Below are 17,249 nucleotides of genomic sequence, written 5' to 3' on the forward strand. Positions count from 1 at the left end.
AGATAGAACTTATGGAGGAAACAATGATTGTTATCGACAAAAAAACTGTAGCCAATATTACACTTTTAGAAGTTGTTAGACAAGAATTAATTCATGAAAAAGCACCTACTGTATTTTTTCTCCACGGTTTTTCTAGTGTAAAAGAAAATAATTTACACTATGCCTATTTATTGGCGGAAAAAAATATTCGTGTCGTCTTACCAGATGCGATGTTTCATGGTGACAGAAGTAAGTCACTACCTATTGAAGAATTAGCATTACATTTTTGGAATATTATTTTAAAGAATATTGAAGAACTTAATTATTTGAAAAACGATTACATTGAACGCGGTTGGACTGATGAAGGGAAAATTGGTGTTGCGGGAACATCTATGGGTGGAGTGACAACGTTAGGAGCGCTCACTCAATATGATTGGATTAAATGTGCCGTTAGTTTAATGGGAAATCCGTGTTATGACCAATTTGCCCGTTATTTAGTTGAAAAAGTTAAAGAACAAGGGCACGAATTACCGTTTACGGATGAACAATTGGAAGAAGAATATAAAAAGGTTAGCCAATTTGATTTAAGTAAACAGCCTGAAAAATTAAATAAGCGTCCGTTACTATTTTGGCACGGAAAGAAAGATCCTGTTGTACCTTACTATTATGCATACGAATTTTATAATAATATAAAGGATATGTATAAGGAAAATGAAGAAGATTTACAGTTTATTTTAAATGAACATGGTCAGCATAAAGTATCCCGTGAAGGAGTTTTAGCAACCGTTAGATGGTTTGCTAAATATCTTCATTAACTTTTAAGTAACTTCGTTTTAATTTTTTCGCTTGTTTGTTATGATATTGGTAGAATGGAAAGGAGTTGAACATAATGGATGAAGCTTTAAAAGAAAATTTAATGGGTGCACTTGAACAAGTGATTGACCCTGAACTAGGTATAGATATTGTTAACTTAGGTTTAGTATATGATGTAGATTTAAAAGAGGACGGTACTGCGGTGGTTACAATGACGCTAACTTCAATGGGATGTCCACTTGCTCCAATTATTCAAGACCAAGTTAAAATGGCATTGTCAGACATTCCTGAAGTAAAGGATACAGAAGTAAATATTGTTTGGAACCCACCTTGGTCAAAAGACCGTATGAGTCGTTATGCTAAAATTGCTCTAGGTCTTCCAGATTAGCTTGTTTTAGACGTCGGATTAAGTTACGGCGTCTTTTTTAGTAAAAATTGCTCAATTCTCCATTCATGATTCCTTTCATTTCGTAAAAGATAAATATAGAATCATGAAAGGAGGTTTTTTTATGGGTGAGATTTCACGGTTTCGTCCAGGGCACAAAGCACCAAATGATGGTATTTATATCGAAGTAGGAGAACAAGGGGATTCGGTAATGAATCCGAAGCAGGTGAGATTGGCAAAAGGTGATCCGTTTCCGGAAACATCGAATCATAATCGTCAATGGATCAAAAAAGAGCAACATAATTAAATTTAAACATACTTCAAATAGCGATATGATGAAAAAAGAGCACTCCTATATGGAGGCTCTTTTTTATGCTTCTTGTTGTGTTTGCTCTTCAGGAGTAAGTGCAGAAACTAAGTATACGATTACTGCAATACCTACACCTAAAATTGATGCATCAGTGAAATTATATGTTGCGCCTAGGATTGAACCGCCAACATAAGCAATCATGTGACCAAATAAAAAGATCCAAAACAATGTTGCGATAAATCTCATTTTTCCACCTTCTTTATTGTCTTATGTATCGCGTATATACAAATAATAACATAATTTAACAATTAAAACGAGTATTTTTGAAATGGTTTTCAAAAGGTGAGTGAATGCTTGATAAATTAAGTATATGAATGATTATCAAATATAATTTGTTTGAATACATTATAAAGAAGTGGTTTTATAAAACGCGAACGTAGGACGAATTGAACAACGTAAAACAGAGGGGTTAAGAATGAATTACCGAATCTTCACTTTAAATAATGAGCTATGTATAATCCATTATCCTCATAGACCGAATGGGTTTGGAGTATTAATTATCGGTGGTGAAGAACAATATGTCGAACAAAATAAGAGTAATTGGTTAGATAATTACAATCGTCGTCATATTTTAGAATCATTGATGGATGAGGGGTATACCGTTTTTTATACAAATTTTGGAAAAGAACATATGGGAAATGACAAAACAATTGAACAAGTTAATGATCTTTATGAACATTTAAAGCGAACTGAAATTTTAAATGAGAAAATTCATATAATCGCCGAGGGAACGGGAGCGTTAATTGCGACAAATCTACTTGAAAACAGAGCAAATATAATTCGATCCATCGTATTTATTAACCCAGTTTTTTCATTAAACTGGTTGCTTGATTTATTAAAAAATCAACCGTTTCTTTATAATAGGGCGATAAAAGTTATAGCGAATGCTTATTCCATTCATGAAGATCAATGTAAGGAGTTAATCAAAAAGAAAAGTGGAAAAGTTATTTTACACAAAAAACCGTATATTATCATTCATATACTTGAACACGGCATTCAAGATGGTGAATGGATTCAATTATATAAAAAACACTTTAAAAATGATATCGGAAATATTCAAGTACTTTTACCTGAAAAACGTTCACGAATCTTTTACTTTGCAAAACAACTTTTTAAAGAAGCTGAAACCGTTTTATAGATGATACAGGGGGACAGGTACATTGTTTCCATTTCATTATTTATTGAGTGAAGATTCCCTTAATTGGCAGTATTTTATTTGGAATTGAGGTGGGGAAATGGAGCGATTTATAATATTCGGAGCGGACGGATTTTTAGGTTTTGAACTTTGTAAGCAACTGTTAAACGCTGGCAATGAAGTGATGCATATGCCGATTACAGATGATCCATTTCCAGAAGAAAAGTTGCTCTTTATCGGGAGAAATAGCAATTTTACTATAATTGGAAAAGATCAGGATTTGAATATTTTAACTCCGATTCATTTAATTATCCCTTGTTATGATTGGAGTAATGACTTTAAAGATCATATAAATTACACACAAAATATAATCGAAAAATTACAATCCAACATTACTCACTTAACTTATCTTTTGCATGATTCGATAGAGTTAGATCCGTTTTTGAACAAGATTAACGTATCTAAAATCACTAAAGTTTACTTTCCGTATTTATATAGTGCGAATATTCCGAAAAACACTTTATTTTATAATTTATTAACGGAGGAAAATATACAAAGAAATGAACAAATTTTAAATGTGACCGATGCAGTAGCTGAAACATTAAATATTATTGCCTCTGAAAAATCTGGAACGTTTGTTATAAAAAACAAAAATGTGTATAGATGGCAAGAATGTTTATTTTGGCTTACAGGTATCAAATCACAAATTAAACCGGCAAATGATAATCAAGTGGTGAAGGGGATAGGAAGAGAAGTTGTGGAGAATCAAGAACATGCTATTTTTCCAAAAAATCTCAGAAAGATTGTAGAAAATAATCTACAAAATGTTTAAAATTAAAAAGTATTGTGCTGTTTGGTCTCGCAATAAAAAGCGAGCCTTTTTTTATTTATGTCTATTTTTATCTTAGGAAAAACTATAAAAGGGATTGAATAAAATAAAATTTTAAGTTAAACTTAGTACCAAGTACTAATATTTGATAATAACACGAATGCTAAATATAGATTAGGAAATAATAAAATAGTTTAATTGTTTGGAGAGTGAAAAACATGAATGCAGGAATTATTGGAATTGGACGCTATGTTCCGGAAAATGTTGTAACAAACTTTGATCTTGAAAAAAGAATGGATACATCAGATGAATGGATTCGTACGCGGACAGGAATTGCAGAAAGAAGAATTGCTGGTGATGATATAAATACATCTGATATGGCATTTTTTGCAGCTGAAAAAGCTTTGCAAGATGCGGGTTTAACGGCAGAAGATATGGATTTAATTTTAGTAGCTACTGTAACGCCTGATCATTCTTTTCCTTCTGTAGCGTGCATGGTACAAGAAAAATTAGGTGCTAAAAAAGCAGCGGCAATGGATGTAAGTGCTGCTTGTGCAGGTTTTATGTATGGCATAATTACAGCGAAGCAATTTATTGAATCAGGTGCATATAAACATGTATTAGTTATTGGTTCTGAAAAACTATCAAAAATTACGGACTGGAATGATCGCAGTACTGCAGTTCTATTTGGTGACGGTGCAGGGGCTGTTGTGATGGGACCAGTTTCAGAAGGTAGAGGTATTCTATCCTTTGAACTTGGTGCCGATGGTTCTGGTGGAAAACATTTATATCAAGAACAATACATCATTATGAACGGCCGTGAAGTATTTAAATTTGCTGTTCGTCAAATGGGTGAATCTGCACTAAATGTGATTGAAAAAGCAGGTTTAACAAAAGAAGATGTTGATTTCTTAGTACCACATCAAGCAAATATAAGAATTATGGAAGCATCAAGACAAAGACTTGAATTACCAGTGGAGAAAATGTCAAGTACGATTGCGAAATATGGTAATACATCATCCGCATCGATTCCTATTTCATTAGTTGAAGAAATCGAAGCAGGTAAGATTAAAGATGATGATGTGATCGTTATGGTTGGTTTTGGTGGTGGCCTAACTTGGGGTGCCATTTGTATGAAATGGGGCAAATAATTTTTACACAAATATTAAGCTGAAAATGTATGTTTGTCTTTTTAAGCGTGATAATATAGAAAATAATGGAAGATGAAATTTCAAAGGAGTTGTAACATATGGAAAAGCGTAGGGTTGTTATTACCGGAATCGGTGCTGTATCACCCTTAGGAAATGATGCCCATACTTCATGGGAAAATGCCGTTGCAGGAAAAAATGGAATTGGACCGTTAACACGTGTTAATGCCGATGATTTCCCAGCGAAAGTAGCAGCGGAATTAAAAGACTTTGACCCGACAAAATTTATCGATAAAAAAGATGTTCGTAAAATGGACCGTTTTACCCATTATGCTATTGCATCAGCTTTAATGGCTGTTGAAGATGCGAAATTAACGATTGATGAATCTAATGCTGAGCGTATTGGTGTTTGGATTGGTTCAGGGATTGGCGGTATGGAAACCTTTGAAAATCAATTCGAAACCTTTTTAAACCGTGGATATCGTCGTGTGAGTCCATTCTTTGTACCGATGATGATCCCGGATATGGCTGCTGGACAAGTTTCTATTTTCCTTGGAGCAAAAGGCTTCAACTCATGTACGGTAACTGCATGTGCAACTGGTACAAACTCAATCGGTGATGCTTTTAAAGTAATCCAACGTGGCGATGCGGACGTAATGATTAGTGGAGGTACTGAAGCTCCAATTACACGTATGTCAATTGCTGGTTTCTGTGCCAATACTGCATTAACAAGAAATCCAGATCCAGAAACTGCCAGCCGTCCATTTGATAAAGAACGTGATGGTTTCGTAATCGGTGAAGGAGCAGGAATTGTCGTTTTAGAAGAATTAGAGCATGCATTAAATCGTGGTGCGAAAATTTATGCTGAAGTTGTTGGTTACGGTGCAACAGGCGATGCATATCATATTACAGCACCAGCTCCAGAAGGAGAAGGTGGCGCTCGTGCAATGAAGATGGCCATCGATGATGCAGGTATTACTCCAGACCAAATCGGATACATTAATGCTCACGGAACAAGTACAGATTATAACGATAAGTTTGAAACAGCGGCAATTAAAAAAGTTTTCGGTGATTATGCATATAAATTAGCTGTCAGCTCTACAAAGTCTATGACTGGACATTTATTAGGGGCAGCAGGTGCCGTTGAAGCAATCTTTACAGCGATGGCACTGAAGGAAGGTATTTTACCACCGACAATGAATTTACAAAACCCAGATCCAGATTGTGATTTAGATTATGTACCAAACGAAGCAAGAAAAGCAAATGTTGAGTATGCGATGAGTAACTCACTTGGCTTCGGTGGCCATAACGCAACGTTAGTATTAAAAAAATATGAATAATATTGATTTTTAAAAAGTCAGGTCTAAGATACCTGGCTTTTTTGTTTACAACGAATTAACGAGTTTACTCCTAAACCACCCAATCCTCCTGTAATTGGGAAAAGTTAATAACAAAATCAATTTTTAAAAATATAAATAACAATATAGATTGCTTGCTTCAGTTAAAGGAGGAGTTGGCTTGGGGTAATTCGAACGGATTTATGGTTAGAAGAAGAATTTAAAAATCCAAACTACGTACCGAATGAGCTAAAAAAATATTTTACTGAGTTAACTGAATATGAAATTTCAAGATTTTTATTAAATAGAGGTTATCAACCAACTGCCTCAAACAAATTTTCAATCCAAATTTTAAAAGAGAAAAATGTATGGGAAAAAACAGAACAACTTTTACAAAAATATAAAAACGAATGGTCAGGTCCCGATATACCAATCTTTATTTTTCCTACAAGACAGAACCTCTTTCATAATAGAGGGAAAAATGGTTATTCCTTTATAGATAAAATCTTTTTATTTGTACCATCAACAATTACTGAAAAAGAATTAGAAGCATTATTTGTACATGAATATCATCATATTTGTCGTTTAAATAGTGTTGATAAACCAATTGTTGAACATACTTTACTTGATTCATTGATTATGGAGGGGTTAGCGGAACATGCTGTCCTCGATTATTGTGGAGAACAATATGTCTTAAAATGGAATCATTTATATCATCCGAATGTTTTAGAGCGGATTTGGTTAAACGAATATAAACCTTTTATGCAAGTGAAATATGGTAATCGAAGACATACACAGTTACTGTTTGGAAATGGCTTATCAAGGCCGTTATTAGGTTATACGATTGGTTTTTATTTGATTGATCGTTTTCGAGAAAATAACGAAGGTTTTTCGATTCCAAGTACAATCTCTACTCCTTCTGAACAATTTATAAAAGATTAAATGTCGCTATTTATTGGCATTTAATATGTAGAAATCTTGTTAAATAGGAATAATTTAACAAACTTCGGACAATACTGTACTCAAATAGGTTATTAAGTGAGGGGTTAGAAATGATGTATTTACACGATGTATGGGTGAATTGGTTTGAAGGGGAAGAGAATGGATATAACGTTTGCCATTTTCATGAGTGGAAAAAAGATGACACCATTGAACTGCTTGATCAAGTACCTGTTTTAAAAGTTACAAATGAATTATATCATTATATTGAAAATGACCTTGCTGAATTACCGGAAAGTTTATTAAATGACGTTTACCAAAAAGCTTATTTACGTAGAAACCATGAACGGATTCAACTAGACTATTGTTTTATTGTAACAGATGGTATGGCAATTTTAGCCGTTGATACGCTCGGTTACAGTATACCGATGCGAAAAAGCCGAATCATTCCACGCCAAGAACAGCTAGTTTATGAAATGACCGCCGAAGAACAGGTGATGAATTACGACTTTACGAATCAATCGAAAAAAGAGTACCATATTTTATCCCCTGAACCGCGGCTTATGTTAGGACTCACACGTAAAGAACGACATATGAAACAATTGTTATTTATGGCATTAGATCATTTGTATACGTCCAAAAACACCGCACAAGTACGCTACTGGTATACAGAATGGGCTCCTGAAAAATACTCTGACATACGTACAAAGTCCTTTGAAGAAGTTTGGAATCAATTGTACGAAGAAGTGAAATACGGTTGGACTGAGAAACATGAAAATTTATGTGAAGGTTTAATAAAAGGAGAGCCGTTTTTCGAAAAACTGTGGGAAATGCAAAATGGTTCGAAAGTGAATTGAATATTAAAGGGAAGCGGGGAATAGATGACATTTCCCGTTTTTTTATTGGGAAGTACATAAACCACTGAAAAATGGCTCTTAAACATTGTTAAGTCGCTCATAGCCAGGTGGAAAACGATCATAGATTAATTATTAAAAAAAATCGCTCATAGAAATAGAATAATCGCTCGTAAATTAGGGTTAGTCACTCCTAGAAGAAGTCTAATCGCTCATAAATAGCTGATTCGCTCATGGATGTAAAAAGTCGCTCTTAAAATTATACCAATCGCTCATTAAATTGACTATTTCGCTCGTAAAAAAAATATAGTCGCTCATAGGAAATCCATAATTTGCGAAGATACACATTAAAAAGCCCAAGAACATCACATTCTTGGGCTGAACTCATTTTTATCCTGTTTTCTTTAAAGATTTTTCATTTGATTCGTACACATTTTTCATTTCAGAGTTCAAATAAGATAAAAATTCATTCGCTTTTTCTTTCGGTGCTTTAGTCATTAAACTAACAACGATAAAGATAATTGTAGATAATGATATTGCCCAAAGGCCTGATGCAATACCAAAGGGCTTGTACCCTGACAATTCAAAGTAAATCACTAATAATCCTGTAATAATAACACTTGCATTAACACCTGCTGCTGTTCCACGTTTCCAGAAGAAAGTACCGATAAGGGCTGGTACAGTTACAAGTAAACCTGCGGAAGACGCTACGGATAAAACAGCGATTAAATTCATTTCCATTTGCGCAAATAAATAAGCGAGTACTGCGATGATAGGGATAACGATTTTTCCAACAAGTAACTGGGACTTATCACTAGATTCTTTTGAAATATTACCATATACGTCACGAGCAAAGACGGATGATAAAGTTAGTAAAATCGAATCAATAGTTGAAATGGCAGCGGCCATAATACCAATCATCACTATTAATGCCAATGCGGGCGGAACTAAATCTGATCCGAGTAGTGTCGGTGTTGCTAAATCCGCTTTTTCTAAGTCGGGAAATGCAATTGCTGAAGAAAAGCCCCACATAATCGCAACTAATGTATAGATTAAACCGAAAATCATAAAACCTAGAATCATTTTACGTAAGCTTACTAAAGAGTCTGGCATAAACAATCTTTGACTAACTTGTGGATTCGATAAACTAAAGAAGAACCAAGGGATTGTCAAACCTAAAAACGTCCAAATATTGAAAAATCCATTTCCAGGTACAGTTAATAAATCTGGTAATTCTGTTTCCAGTGTGCCAAAAAATCCGGAAAATCCACCTAAACGATACACAACGAATAGTACGATTGCAGTTGCTGAAACTATCATAAATAGAGCTTGCAAGGCATCGGTCCATGCAACGGATCGAATACCGGCAACATATGAAAATACGATTGCTAAAACCGTAGCAATTAAAACACCAGTTGTAAATGATATTCCACCATCAGTCATACCTGCTAGTAGATACCCAATTCCAGATAATTGAACAGCACTATATGGAATTAAGAATAAACTACTTGCAATAGCAACGATGACGGAAACGGATTTGCTTTGATAACGATCACCTAACATTTCGTACGGAGTTACATAGCCATATTTTTTTCCTACAAACCAAAAACGAGGACCAAAAAAGGCAACTAATGAAACACCCATTAAATATATTAATTCAAAACCTAATGCACCAACGCCACCAGCGTATGTTAATCCTGCTAGACCGACTAACATGAAAGCACTATAGGTCGTTGCACTATAACTTAAGGTAGAGACAAATCCACCTAATTTTCGGTCGCTGAGGAAATAACTTTCCATCGTTGTTTGTTTACCACTTTTAGATAAAAAGGCAACGATTGTGGCAATGACAACATAAATTGCAATACCGATCCATACGAAATTCATACTCATATTTATTTACCCCAATCCTTCGTAATGTATAGATTTGTACATATAACAACAACTGTCATAACAATCCAAAATAAAAAGCTTCCGTACCAAGTAGCTAAATTTGTTAACAAGGTAAATGGAATAATTAAGGATAATAGGACAATACATAAAATGATAAGTGCCCATTTTAATTCAAATTTCAAAACCATTCCCTCCTCATGTTCTGTGATAAACATATCAAACAAGAAAAATAGTAATTTACACCTGACAAGACAAGTGTAATTACATAATAACAAAACTTATATAATTTGGCTATAAAAATTTTGAAAATGAAAAAAGTTTGTCCAAAACCTTTACTACATAATCTTTGAAAAATGGGTGAATCCTATACGTGGAGGTGGAATTTTTGAGTAAAAATAAAAAAATGGCGAAACAATTAAATAAGGATTTTAGTGATAAACAGGCGGTAAGAAATCATATGTCTCATCAATTTGATCATGAATTTGCCAATGAGCCATTATCTACAGAAGAAAGATTAAATAATAAAAAGACGAAGAAACGGCAATAAAAAAGGATGTCTAAATGACATCCTTTTGAATTTATGTTCAGATGGCGGACGCTTTCCGCGGGAGTGGCTTGAGCCTCCTCGGACTCGCCGCCATCTTCACAGTATATTTGATTTTTATTTTAGACAGCTTATTGCCTTTCATAAGAAAGTATATTACCTTCTACCTAACCCCATCGCTTTTTCCATTTTACGAACGGTTTCGCTTGCGACTTCGGTTGCTTTTTGAGCACCTCTGTCTAAAATCTCATCTAGTTCCGGTGAGTCAATTAGCTCATAATAGCGATCTTGAATTGGTTTTAACTTCTCAACAACTACTTGAGCTAAATCTCCTTTAAATGCACCGTAACCTTTGCCTTCATATTCTTTTTCAAGTTCTTCAATCGATTTCCCACTGAAAATAGAATAGATGGCTAATAAGTTAGAAACGCCAGGTTTGTTTTCCTTATCATATTTTACGATACCTTCAGAATCGGTAACGGCACTTTTAATTTTCTTTTCAATTTGTTTTGGTTCGTCTAGTAAGGAAATAAACCCTTTTTTGTTTACATCAGACTTACTCATTTTCTTCGTTGGATCTTGTAAAGACATAATACGAGCGCCAACTTTTGGTAAGTGAATATCCGGGATTGTAAAGATTTCAGCATATTTTTTATTGAAGCGTTCTGCTAAATCACGTGTTAATTCAAGATGTTGCTTTTGGTCTTCGCCAACTGGAACTAAATCAGCATTATAAAGTAGGATATCACCAGCCATTAGTGGTGGATAAGTTAATAGACCAGCAGAAACGGCTTCTTTTCCAGCTGATTTATCTTTAAACTGAGTCATACGTTCCAATTCGCCGATATAACTAATGCATTGTAACATCCATGCTGCTTGAGCGTGGGCAGGAACTTCTGATTGGATAAATAATGTTGCTTTATTTGGATCAATTCCAACCGCTATATAAAGGGCAGCTAGACTTCTAATATTTTGTTTTAATGTTGCTGGATCCTGTGGAACTGTGATCGCATGTTGGTCAACAATGCAAAAATAACAGTTATAATCATGTTGTAATTCAACAAATTGTTGTAAGGCTCCAATATAGTTACCAATGGTCATTGTTCCACTTGGTTGTACTCCTGAGAAAATCGTTTTCATTTTCTTACCTCCTAAAAAATTTTAAGAATATAAAAAACCATTCATCCACAAATAGGGACGAATGGTTAAAAATCCGCGGTACCACCCTAGTTACCGTTAAATAAGGTCACTTTCATCCTTGTAACGTAAGGAAAACGCAAAAGCCTACTAAGATTGTTTGTCCGTTCGGTTTTGACTCGAAAGCCCATTCCATTCATTTTACAGTTTGTTTCCACCAACCACAAACTCTCTAGAATGTAAAAATGAATGTACTCTTCTTTCTCATCGTTTTATCAATATTTTTATTTCAAAATAATATGTAATTTGGGCAGTAAAACAAAATACCTACTATAACTTTATCGTTATTATAAACAATGAAAAAAGAAAAATCAACAATGTGGATAGGCTGATTTTCATTTAGTGTATAGCTAATTGAAAATGAAATATATGTAGAAAATTTCATGTCATTATTTTAGGAAAATTCTTAACAAGGGAACGTAAGAACAAATAACTGATTGAGCTATGTAGAAAGCGTTTTAATTGAGAAAATTTTTTTCGAAAAATATAAAAATAATTTTAAAATATATACCAAAACCAAGTAAAATACTGTATAATAAATACTAAGACAAATTACTAATTTAAACTTATTTTAAACTAGAAACCTATTATTAAATATATATACATATTCCTTAAAGGAGTGGATGGTAATGGTTACATTATACACAGCACCTAGTTGTACTTCTTGTCGTAAAGCAAAGGCTTGGTTAGAAAGTAATAATATCCCATTTAAAGAACGTAATATTTTCTCAGAGCCTTTAACAATTGAGGAAATTAAAGAAATTTTTCGCATGACAGAAGATGGTACGGATGAAATAATCTCAACTCGATCAAAGACATTCCAAAACTTAAAAGTAAATTTGGAATCGCTCCCACTACAAGAACTTTATCAATTGATTCGTGACAACCCCGGTTTACTAAGAAGACCGATTATCATTGATGAAAAGAGACTACAAGTCGGTTACAACGAAGATGAGATCAGACGATTCTTACCAAGGAAAGTTCGTACGTATCAGTTAAGAGAGGCACAAAAATTAGTTAACTAAAACTTGCCTTTTGTCCATAAAAAATGTACATTCTATACAATAAAAAACTCTAGACAATACTAGTGATTCACGTTATAATATGCTTTAATCAACCTTCATGCTACACTTAGCGTGAAGGTTTTTAACACTAAATTATATAGAGAATCGCAACATATAACGACATATAGAAACGGCTCCTTATAGGTCATTTACTTATTTTTCGAAGTTTCGGGCATTTTCATTTTCGTTATTACTTGTTTTGTCATAAAATGAAAATATAAACATACAATATAATTTATTGTAAAGTCATCTTGTATGGGAATTAAAGGGAATTAACCCTTCAAATAATTGGTAAGAAGGGAGCGTTATCATATGGATATTGAACGGATAAATGAAAACACAGTAAAATTCTTCATATCATACGGAGATGTAGAAGAAAGAGGATTCGATCGAGAAGAGATTTGGTATAACCGAGAAAAAAGTGAGCAACTGTTTTGGGAAATGATGGATGAAGTTCATGAAGATGAAGATTTCCCATTTGACGGACCGTTATGGATTCAAGTTCAAGCTCTCGAAAAGGGACTTGAGGTAGTCGTAACGAAGGCTCAGATTACAAAAGATGGTGCCCGTTTTGATTTTCCATATGGCGATGGAAAATATAAAGATTATAGCTTGAATGAACAAGTTGAAAATTTACTCAACCATCACTTTTCCTACGGTGATCATGACTTAGTTGATGATTTGAGTGAAGAAACTTCAATTTCATTTGTTACTTTCTTTAACGATTTTGAAGACTTAATTGCTTTATCAACACGTCCATGGCCAGTAGATTTAAAAACGAAGTTATTTTCTTATGAAGGAAAATACTTTTTATATTTAGAATTCCCATTTGATGCCTTTACTGAAGAAGAAATAGATGATTTGTTAAGTGTTGTACTCGAACACGGTACGGAATCACAAAGAACTATTCACTTCTTACTAGAGTACGGAAAAGAAATTATGGAAGAAGACGTATTTAATACGATAAATAAATATTTTAGCTAAAATTTAATTTTTAAGCTGATAATTTATATAAAATCACCGATTTCGATTAAGAAATCGGTTTTTATTCGTTAAAAATTGAATTTTTGCGATTTGACTAAACTACTATTCCACCTCATAATTTTGGTAAAAACAATCGAGGTGGTTTTGTGTTTGTTGCACAATTAAAATCTGGACAACTAATCTCCATCTTACATGTATCAAGAAACAGGCTTTCTGTTTTTGAAAAACTAGCTCCATTTTTTTGCCCATTATGTAAGCAAGAATTGATTTTAAAAAAAGGTGAGCAGAAAACACCGCATTTTGCTCATAAAACAACATGTTTAATTAAACCAGAAGGAGAGACAGAAACCCATTTACAAGGAAAGAAAAACTTATTTGCATGGTTGAAAAGACAAGGTGTGAAGCCTCAGTTAGAGGCTTATCTCCCTGACATTAATCAAAGACCGGATCTTTTATTCCAATGGAATGATAAGCGGGTTGTGATAGAGTTTCAATGTTCGGTCATTTCTTCACAGGATATTTATAAAAGAACCTCAAGTTATTTAAATCATAATTATTATCCGATTTGGTTTTTATATGAAGGCCTTGTTAAAAAATCCCCTTTTACAATCCAATTAAATTCCTTTATTTCCCAATTTATTTTTCATGACCAAAGTTACCCTGTCATAATATCCTTTCACCCGCAAAAAGAAGAGTTTATTACATATACAAATATTGTTCCCTTTTCCAAAAATCGAGCCTTTTGCCTTGAACAAATATATACTATGCAAGATCCGATCGATATGATTCTTCAACCAAGTTCGCAACGAGTAAATTTTTTACCTTATTGGGTTGCGAATTCGGAAAAATGGTTAATCCAACAAACTTTATTTCCAGATGCACGGAAAAATAAATTTTTACAATTTTTATATCAGCGCAAGCTTCATCCTACAAGCCTTCCATGGGAAATTGGTATCCCCCTCCCAAACATGTACATCATTGAAACTCCTCCTGTAGAATGGCAATTTTATATTTGGTATTTTTTTCTTTATACGAGAAAAATCGGAGCGGTAATTTCGAAGGATGAAATACATCGATTTATTTTTCATAAACTAAATTTATATATTCGATTTCGTGGGCTTCCTGCAATTTCAATGGATGAAAAAGTCCAACCTTTTAACAACTACATCTCTTTTTTAACAAGTTTAGGATTTTTCAAAGATATAAAGGATAAATTAATAGTGGTAAAGAAGCCAGAAATATTAAAACAGGGGAATGTGGATAGAACGTATCGGAAGGGAATTTTCTATTCTAAAAATAAAGAGAAGATTATGCGGTTTTTTATTTGACGAATTGCCTTTATCACGATAAATTAAGAATAAACCATATATTTCCTTATTTGAAAAGTTTTGTAATTTTTCGCATTTTTAATAAGGAAAAATATCTAAAGTGGAGGAATTGTGATGGCAGAAGAAAAAAAGGTAAAAACATTACCATCAAGAGATGAGATCCCTGTAGAATACACTTGGGATTTAGAGCAAATTTTTGCAACGGATGATGATTGGAAAAAGGAATATGAAGAAATTAAAGCACTTTTACCGAAAACAGCAGAATACCAAGGCAAGCTAGGGGAGGGGGCGGATACGCTTTATGAAGCGCTTCAGTTCCAAGATCAAGTTATGATGCGACTAGGTAAACTGTATACATATGCACATATGCGTTATGACCAAGATACAACAAATTCCTTTTACCAAGGTTTAAATGATCAGGCAAGTAGCCTATATACACAAGCTGCGAGTGCTTTTGCTTATGTCGTACCAGAATTACTTTCTATCGATGAAGACAAGATAAAATCTTTCCTAGAAGAAAAGGAAGAATTAAAGTTATACGAATTCGCTTTAGAACAAATTAATAAACAACGCCCACATGTATTATCAGCTGAAATTGAAGCGATTTTAGCGCAAGCTTCGGAAGTAACTAGTGCACCAAGTAATACATTCGGGATGTTAAACAATGCTGACTTAGAGTTTCCAACAATTAAAGACGAAAATGGGGAAGAAGTACAAGTTACACATGGTCGTTATATTAACTTCTTAGAAAGTTCTGATCGTCGTGTACGAAAAGATGCGTTTAAAGCTGTATATGACACCTATGGCAAATTCCGTAACACATTTGCAAGTACGTTAAGTTCGCAAGTGAAAAAGGATAATTTTTACGCGAAAGTTCGTAACTACAAATCCGCAAGAGAAGCAGCTTTATCAAATAACCATATTCCTGAATCCGTTTATGATAATTTAGTGGAAACAATTAATAAAAACTTACCATTACTACATCGTTACGTATCATTACGTAAGAAAATACTTGGCCTTGATGAACTTCATATGTATGATTTGTATACTCCACTTGTAAAAGATGTAAAAATGGAAGTTACGTATGAACAGGCGAAGGAGTTATCAATAAAAGGACTTGCGCCAATGGGTGAGGAATATATTTCCATCTTAAAGGAAGGTTTTGATAACCGTTGGGTTGACGTCCATGAAAATAAAGGTAAACGAAGTGGTGCTTACTCATCCGGTGCATACGGTACAAACCCTTACATTTTAATGAACTGGCAAGATAATGTAAATAACTTATTTACGTTAGTTCATGAGTTTGGTCACTCCATTCATAGTTACTATACACGTAAACATCAACCATATCCGTATGGTCATTACTCAATTTTTGTGGCAGAAGTTGCGTCTACATGCAATGAAAACTTATTAAGTGAATATTTATTGAATACATTAGATGATGATAAACAACGTCTGTACATTTTAAATAATTATTTAGAAACATTCCGTGGTACAGTATTCCGTCAAACGATGTTTGCTGAATTTGAACATGATATTCATGTGCGTGCACAAAATGGTGAAGCATTGACTGCGGATCTATTAACAGAAATTTATTATAACTTGAATAAGAAATACTTTGGTGATGATATTGTCGTTGATGAGGAAATCGGTTTAGAGTGGGCACGGATTCCACATTTCTATTACAACTACTATGTTTATCAATATGCGACAGGTTTCAGCGCAGCAACAGCATTAAGCAAACAAATCTTAGAAGAAGGCAAGCCGGCAGTGGACCGTTACATTAACGGCTTTTTGAAAGCAGGTAGTTCCGATTATCCAATTGAAGTGTTGAAAAAAGCTGGTGTAGATATGACAACAGCTGAACCAATTGAGAATGCATGTAAAGTATTTGAAGAAAAGTTAACAGAAATGGAAAACTTGTTAGCTAAGCTTCAATAATAAATGAAAAGAAGGACAGCTTTATTGGCTGTCCTTTTTTTGTGTCATTGAAATTTGTTTTTAAACAGGCTCCAAATTCTGTCTCGATAATTTAAGTATATAAAAAATAATAAAATGGAAATAAATAATAGTAGAGCGGTTAGGAAGAAAGGGTACATTTTTAAAATCCCGAAAATGAAAAAGAAAAATGAAACGATTATAAAAATAATTAAAGCTGACATAATAATAAGATCCATGAATATCACCGCTCTTATAAGGATTGTCTTTAAAATATTATGTACAAGCGAAGAGAATTATGATGTTTTCGGTAATTGTTACGAAAATGTGAAATAATTAACTAAGCCTTGCATTAAGAAAATTAATTTGTTATTATAATGGTGTGAAGTTATTCACAAGCAAACATATACCCCTTTGTTTGACCGTGAAAATTTCTCCCATCCCCTTTGTTCGTAACAAAGAAAGAGAGGTTTCAGTTAGACCACCCATCTACTGAAACCTCTCTTTTCTAT

General features: G+C 33.7%; 18 protein-coding genes and 1 other annotated feature. Of the genes, 14 read left to right on the forward strand and 4 right to left on the reverse strand.

Going from position 1 to position 17,249, the window contains the following annotated elements; genetic code table 11:
- The first annotated feature begins 23 nt into the window (after positions 1-23).
- The 3 genes from GW534_RS02200 (at position 24) to GW534_RS02210 (ending at position 1,484) form a co-directional block, all read left to right on the forward strand.
- Positions 24-794 (forward strand): prolyl oligopeptidase family serine peptidase, encoded by a 771-nt coding sequence (locus GW534_RS02200; protein WP_161919425.1) that lies wholly within the window; start codon positions 24-26, stop codon positions 792-794.
- 74 nt (positions 795-868) lie between these two features.
- Complete coding sequence (locus GW534_RS02205; protein WP_161919426.1) at positions 869-1,180, forward strand: metal-sulfur cluster assembly factor; 312 nt, start codon at positions 869-871, stop codon at positions 1,178-1,180.
- A 121-nt stretch (positions 1,181-1,301) separates the two neighbouring features.
- A complete protein-coding gene (locus GW534_RS02210; RefSeq protein WP_161919427.1) occupies positions 1,302-1,484 on the forward strand; it encodes a YjzC family protein in 183 nt (60 codons plus the stop codon).
- Positions 1,485-1,547: 63 nt separating this feature from the next.
- Here the strand turns inward: GW534_RS02210 and GW534_RS02215 are convergent, their stop codons facing one another.
- Positions 1,548-1,733 (reverse strand): YjzD family protein, encoded by a 186-nt coding sequence (locus tag GW534_RS02215; RefSeq protein WP_161919428.1) that lies wholly within the window; start codon positions 1,731-1,733, stop codon positions 1,548-1,550.
- A 229-nt stretch (positions 1,734-1,962) separates the two neighbouring features.
- Between GW534_RS02215 and GW534_RS02220 the strand changes: the two genes are divergently transcribed.
- From GW534_RS02220 to GW534_RS02245, 6 genes are all read left to right on the forward strand, one after another.
- Positions 1,963-2,685 (forward strand): hydrolase, encoded by a 723-nt coding sequence (locus tag GW534_RS02220; RefSeq protein ID WP_161919429.1) that lies wholly within the window; start codon positions 1,963-1,965, stop codon positions 2,683-2,685.
- 97 nt (positions 2,686-2,782) lie between these two features.
- On the forward strand, positions 2,783-3,514 hold the full coding sequence (locus GW534_RS02225; RefSeq protein WP_161919430.1) for a hypothetical protein: 732 nt from the start codon (positions 2,783-2,785) through the stop codon (positions 3,512-3,514).
- 215 nt (positions 3,515-3,729) lie between these two features.
- The gene (locus tag GW534_RS02230) at positions 3,730-4,662 is read left to right on the forward strand and encodes a beta-ketoacyl-ACP synthase III (RefSeq protein ID WP_161919431.1); all 933 of its coding nucleotides are present in this window, start codon (positions 3,730-3,732) and stop codon (positions 4,660-4,662) included.
- Positions 4,663-4,760: 98 nt separating this feature from the next.
- Positions 4,761-5,999: a beta-ketoacyl-ACP synthase II gene (gene fabF, locus GW534_RS02235; protein ID WP_161919432.1), complete on the forward strand. Its 1,239-nt coding sequence runs from the start codon at positions 4,761-4,763 to the stop codon at positions 5,997-5,999.
- A 345-nt stretch (positions 6,000-6,344) separates the two neighbouring features.
- Positions 6,345-6,938 carry a DUF2268 domain-containing protein gene (locus GW534_RS02240; protein WP_312854620.1) on the forward strand — a complete coding sequence of 198 codons (594 nt, stop codon included), beginning with the start codon at positions 6,345-6,347 and terminating at the stop codon, positions 6,936-6,938.
- A gap of 110 nt (positions 6,939-7,048) precedes the next feature.
- The gene (locus GW534_RS02245; RefSeq protein ID WP_161919433.1) at positions 7,049-7,792 is read left to right on the forward strand and encodes a YjbA family protein; all 744 of its coding nucleotides are present in this window, start codon (positions 7,049-7,051) and stop codon (positions 7,790-7,792) included.
- Positions 7,793-8,179: 387 nt separating this feature from the next.
- Here GW534_RS02245 and GW534_RS02250 read toward each other — a convergent pair whose 3' ends face one another.
- Both GW534_RS02250 and GW534_RS02255 read right to left on the reverse strand, forming a co-directional pair.
- Positions 8,180-9,682, reverse strand: a complete 1,503-nt coding sequence (locus GW534_RS02250; protein ID WP_161919434.1) for a sodium:solute symporter family protein — start codon at positions 9,680-9,682, stop codon at positions 8,180-8,182.
- Between the two features lie 2 nt (positions 9,683-9,684).
- Entirely contained in the window at positions 9,685-9,864 is a 180-nt protein-coding gene (locus GW534_RS02255) for a hypothetical protein (RefSeq protein ID WP_246203860.1), read from the reverse strand.
- Positions 9,865-10,058: 194 nt separating this feature from the next.
- On the opposite strand from GW534_RS02255, the gene sspO reads away from it, so the two are divergent.
- Complete coding sequence (sspO, locus tag GW534_RS02260; RefSeq protein WP_407670431.1) at positions 10,059-10,229, forward strand: small acid-soluble spore protein O; 171 nt, start codon at positions 10,059-10,061, stop codon at positions 10,227-10,229.
- 153 nt (positions 10,230-10,382) lie between these two features.
- On the opposite strand, the gene trpS is transcribed toward sspO, so the two are convergent.
- On the reverse strand, positions 10,383-11,366 hold the full coding sequence (trpS, locus tag GW534_RS02265) for a tryptophan--tRNA ligase (RefSeq protein ID WP_161919436.1): 984 nt from the start codon (positions 11,364-11,366) through the stop codon (positions 10,383-10,385).
- A 50-nt stretch (positions 11,367-11,416) separates the two neighbouring features.
- Positions 11,417-11,640: a binding site (T-box leader), on the reverse strand.
- 412 nt (positions 11,641-12,052) lie between these two features.
- On the opposite strand from trpS, the gene spxA reads away from it, so the two are divergent.
- The 4 genes from spxA to pepF all read left to right on the forward strand — a co-directional run bounded on the left by spxA (position 12,053) and on the right by pepF (position 16,740).
- Positions 12,053-12,448, forward strand: coding sequence for a transcriptional regulator SpxA (spxA, locus tag GW534_RS02270; protein ID WP_161919437.1), 396 nt, complete (start codon positions 12,053-12,055; stop codon positions 12,446-12,448).
- A gap of 351 nt (positions 12,449-12,799) precedes the next feature.
- On the forward strand, positions 12,800-13,471 hold the full coding sequence (mecA, locus tag GW534_RS02275) for an adaptor protein MecA (RefSeq protein WP_161919438.1): 672 nt from the start codon (positions 12,800-12,802) through the stop codon (positions 13,469-13,471).
- 146 nt (positions 13,472-13,617) lie between these two features.
- Positions 13,618-14,799, forward strand: a complete 1,182-nt coding sequence (locus tag GW534_RS02280; protein WP_161919439.1) for a competence protein CoiA — start codon at positions 13,618-13,620, stop codon at positions 14,797-14,799.
- Positions 14,800-14,913: 114 nt separating this feature from the next.
- Positions 14,914-16,740 (forward strand): oligoendopeptidase F, encoded by a 1,827-nt coding sequence (pepF, locus tag GW534_RS02285; protein ID WP_161919440.1) that lies wholly within the window; start codon positions 14,914-14,916, stop codon positions 16,738-16,740.
- The last annotated feature ends 509 nt before the right edge of the window (positions 16,741-17,249 follow it).

Source organism: Pallidibacillus pasinlerensis (assembly GCF_009996845.1).
GTDB classification, from domain to species: domain Bacteria; phylum Bacillota; class Bacilli; order Bacillales; family Caldibacillaceae; genus Pallidibacillus; species Pallidibacillus pasinlerensis.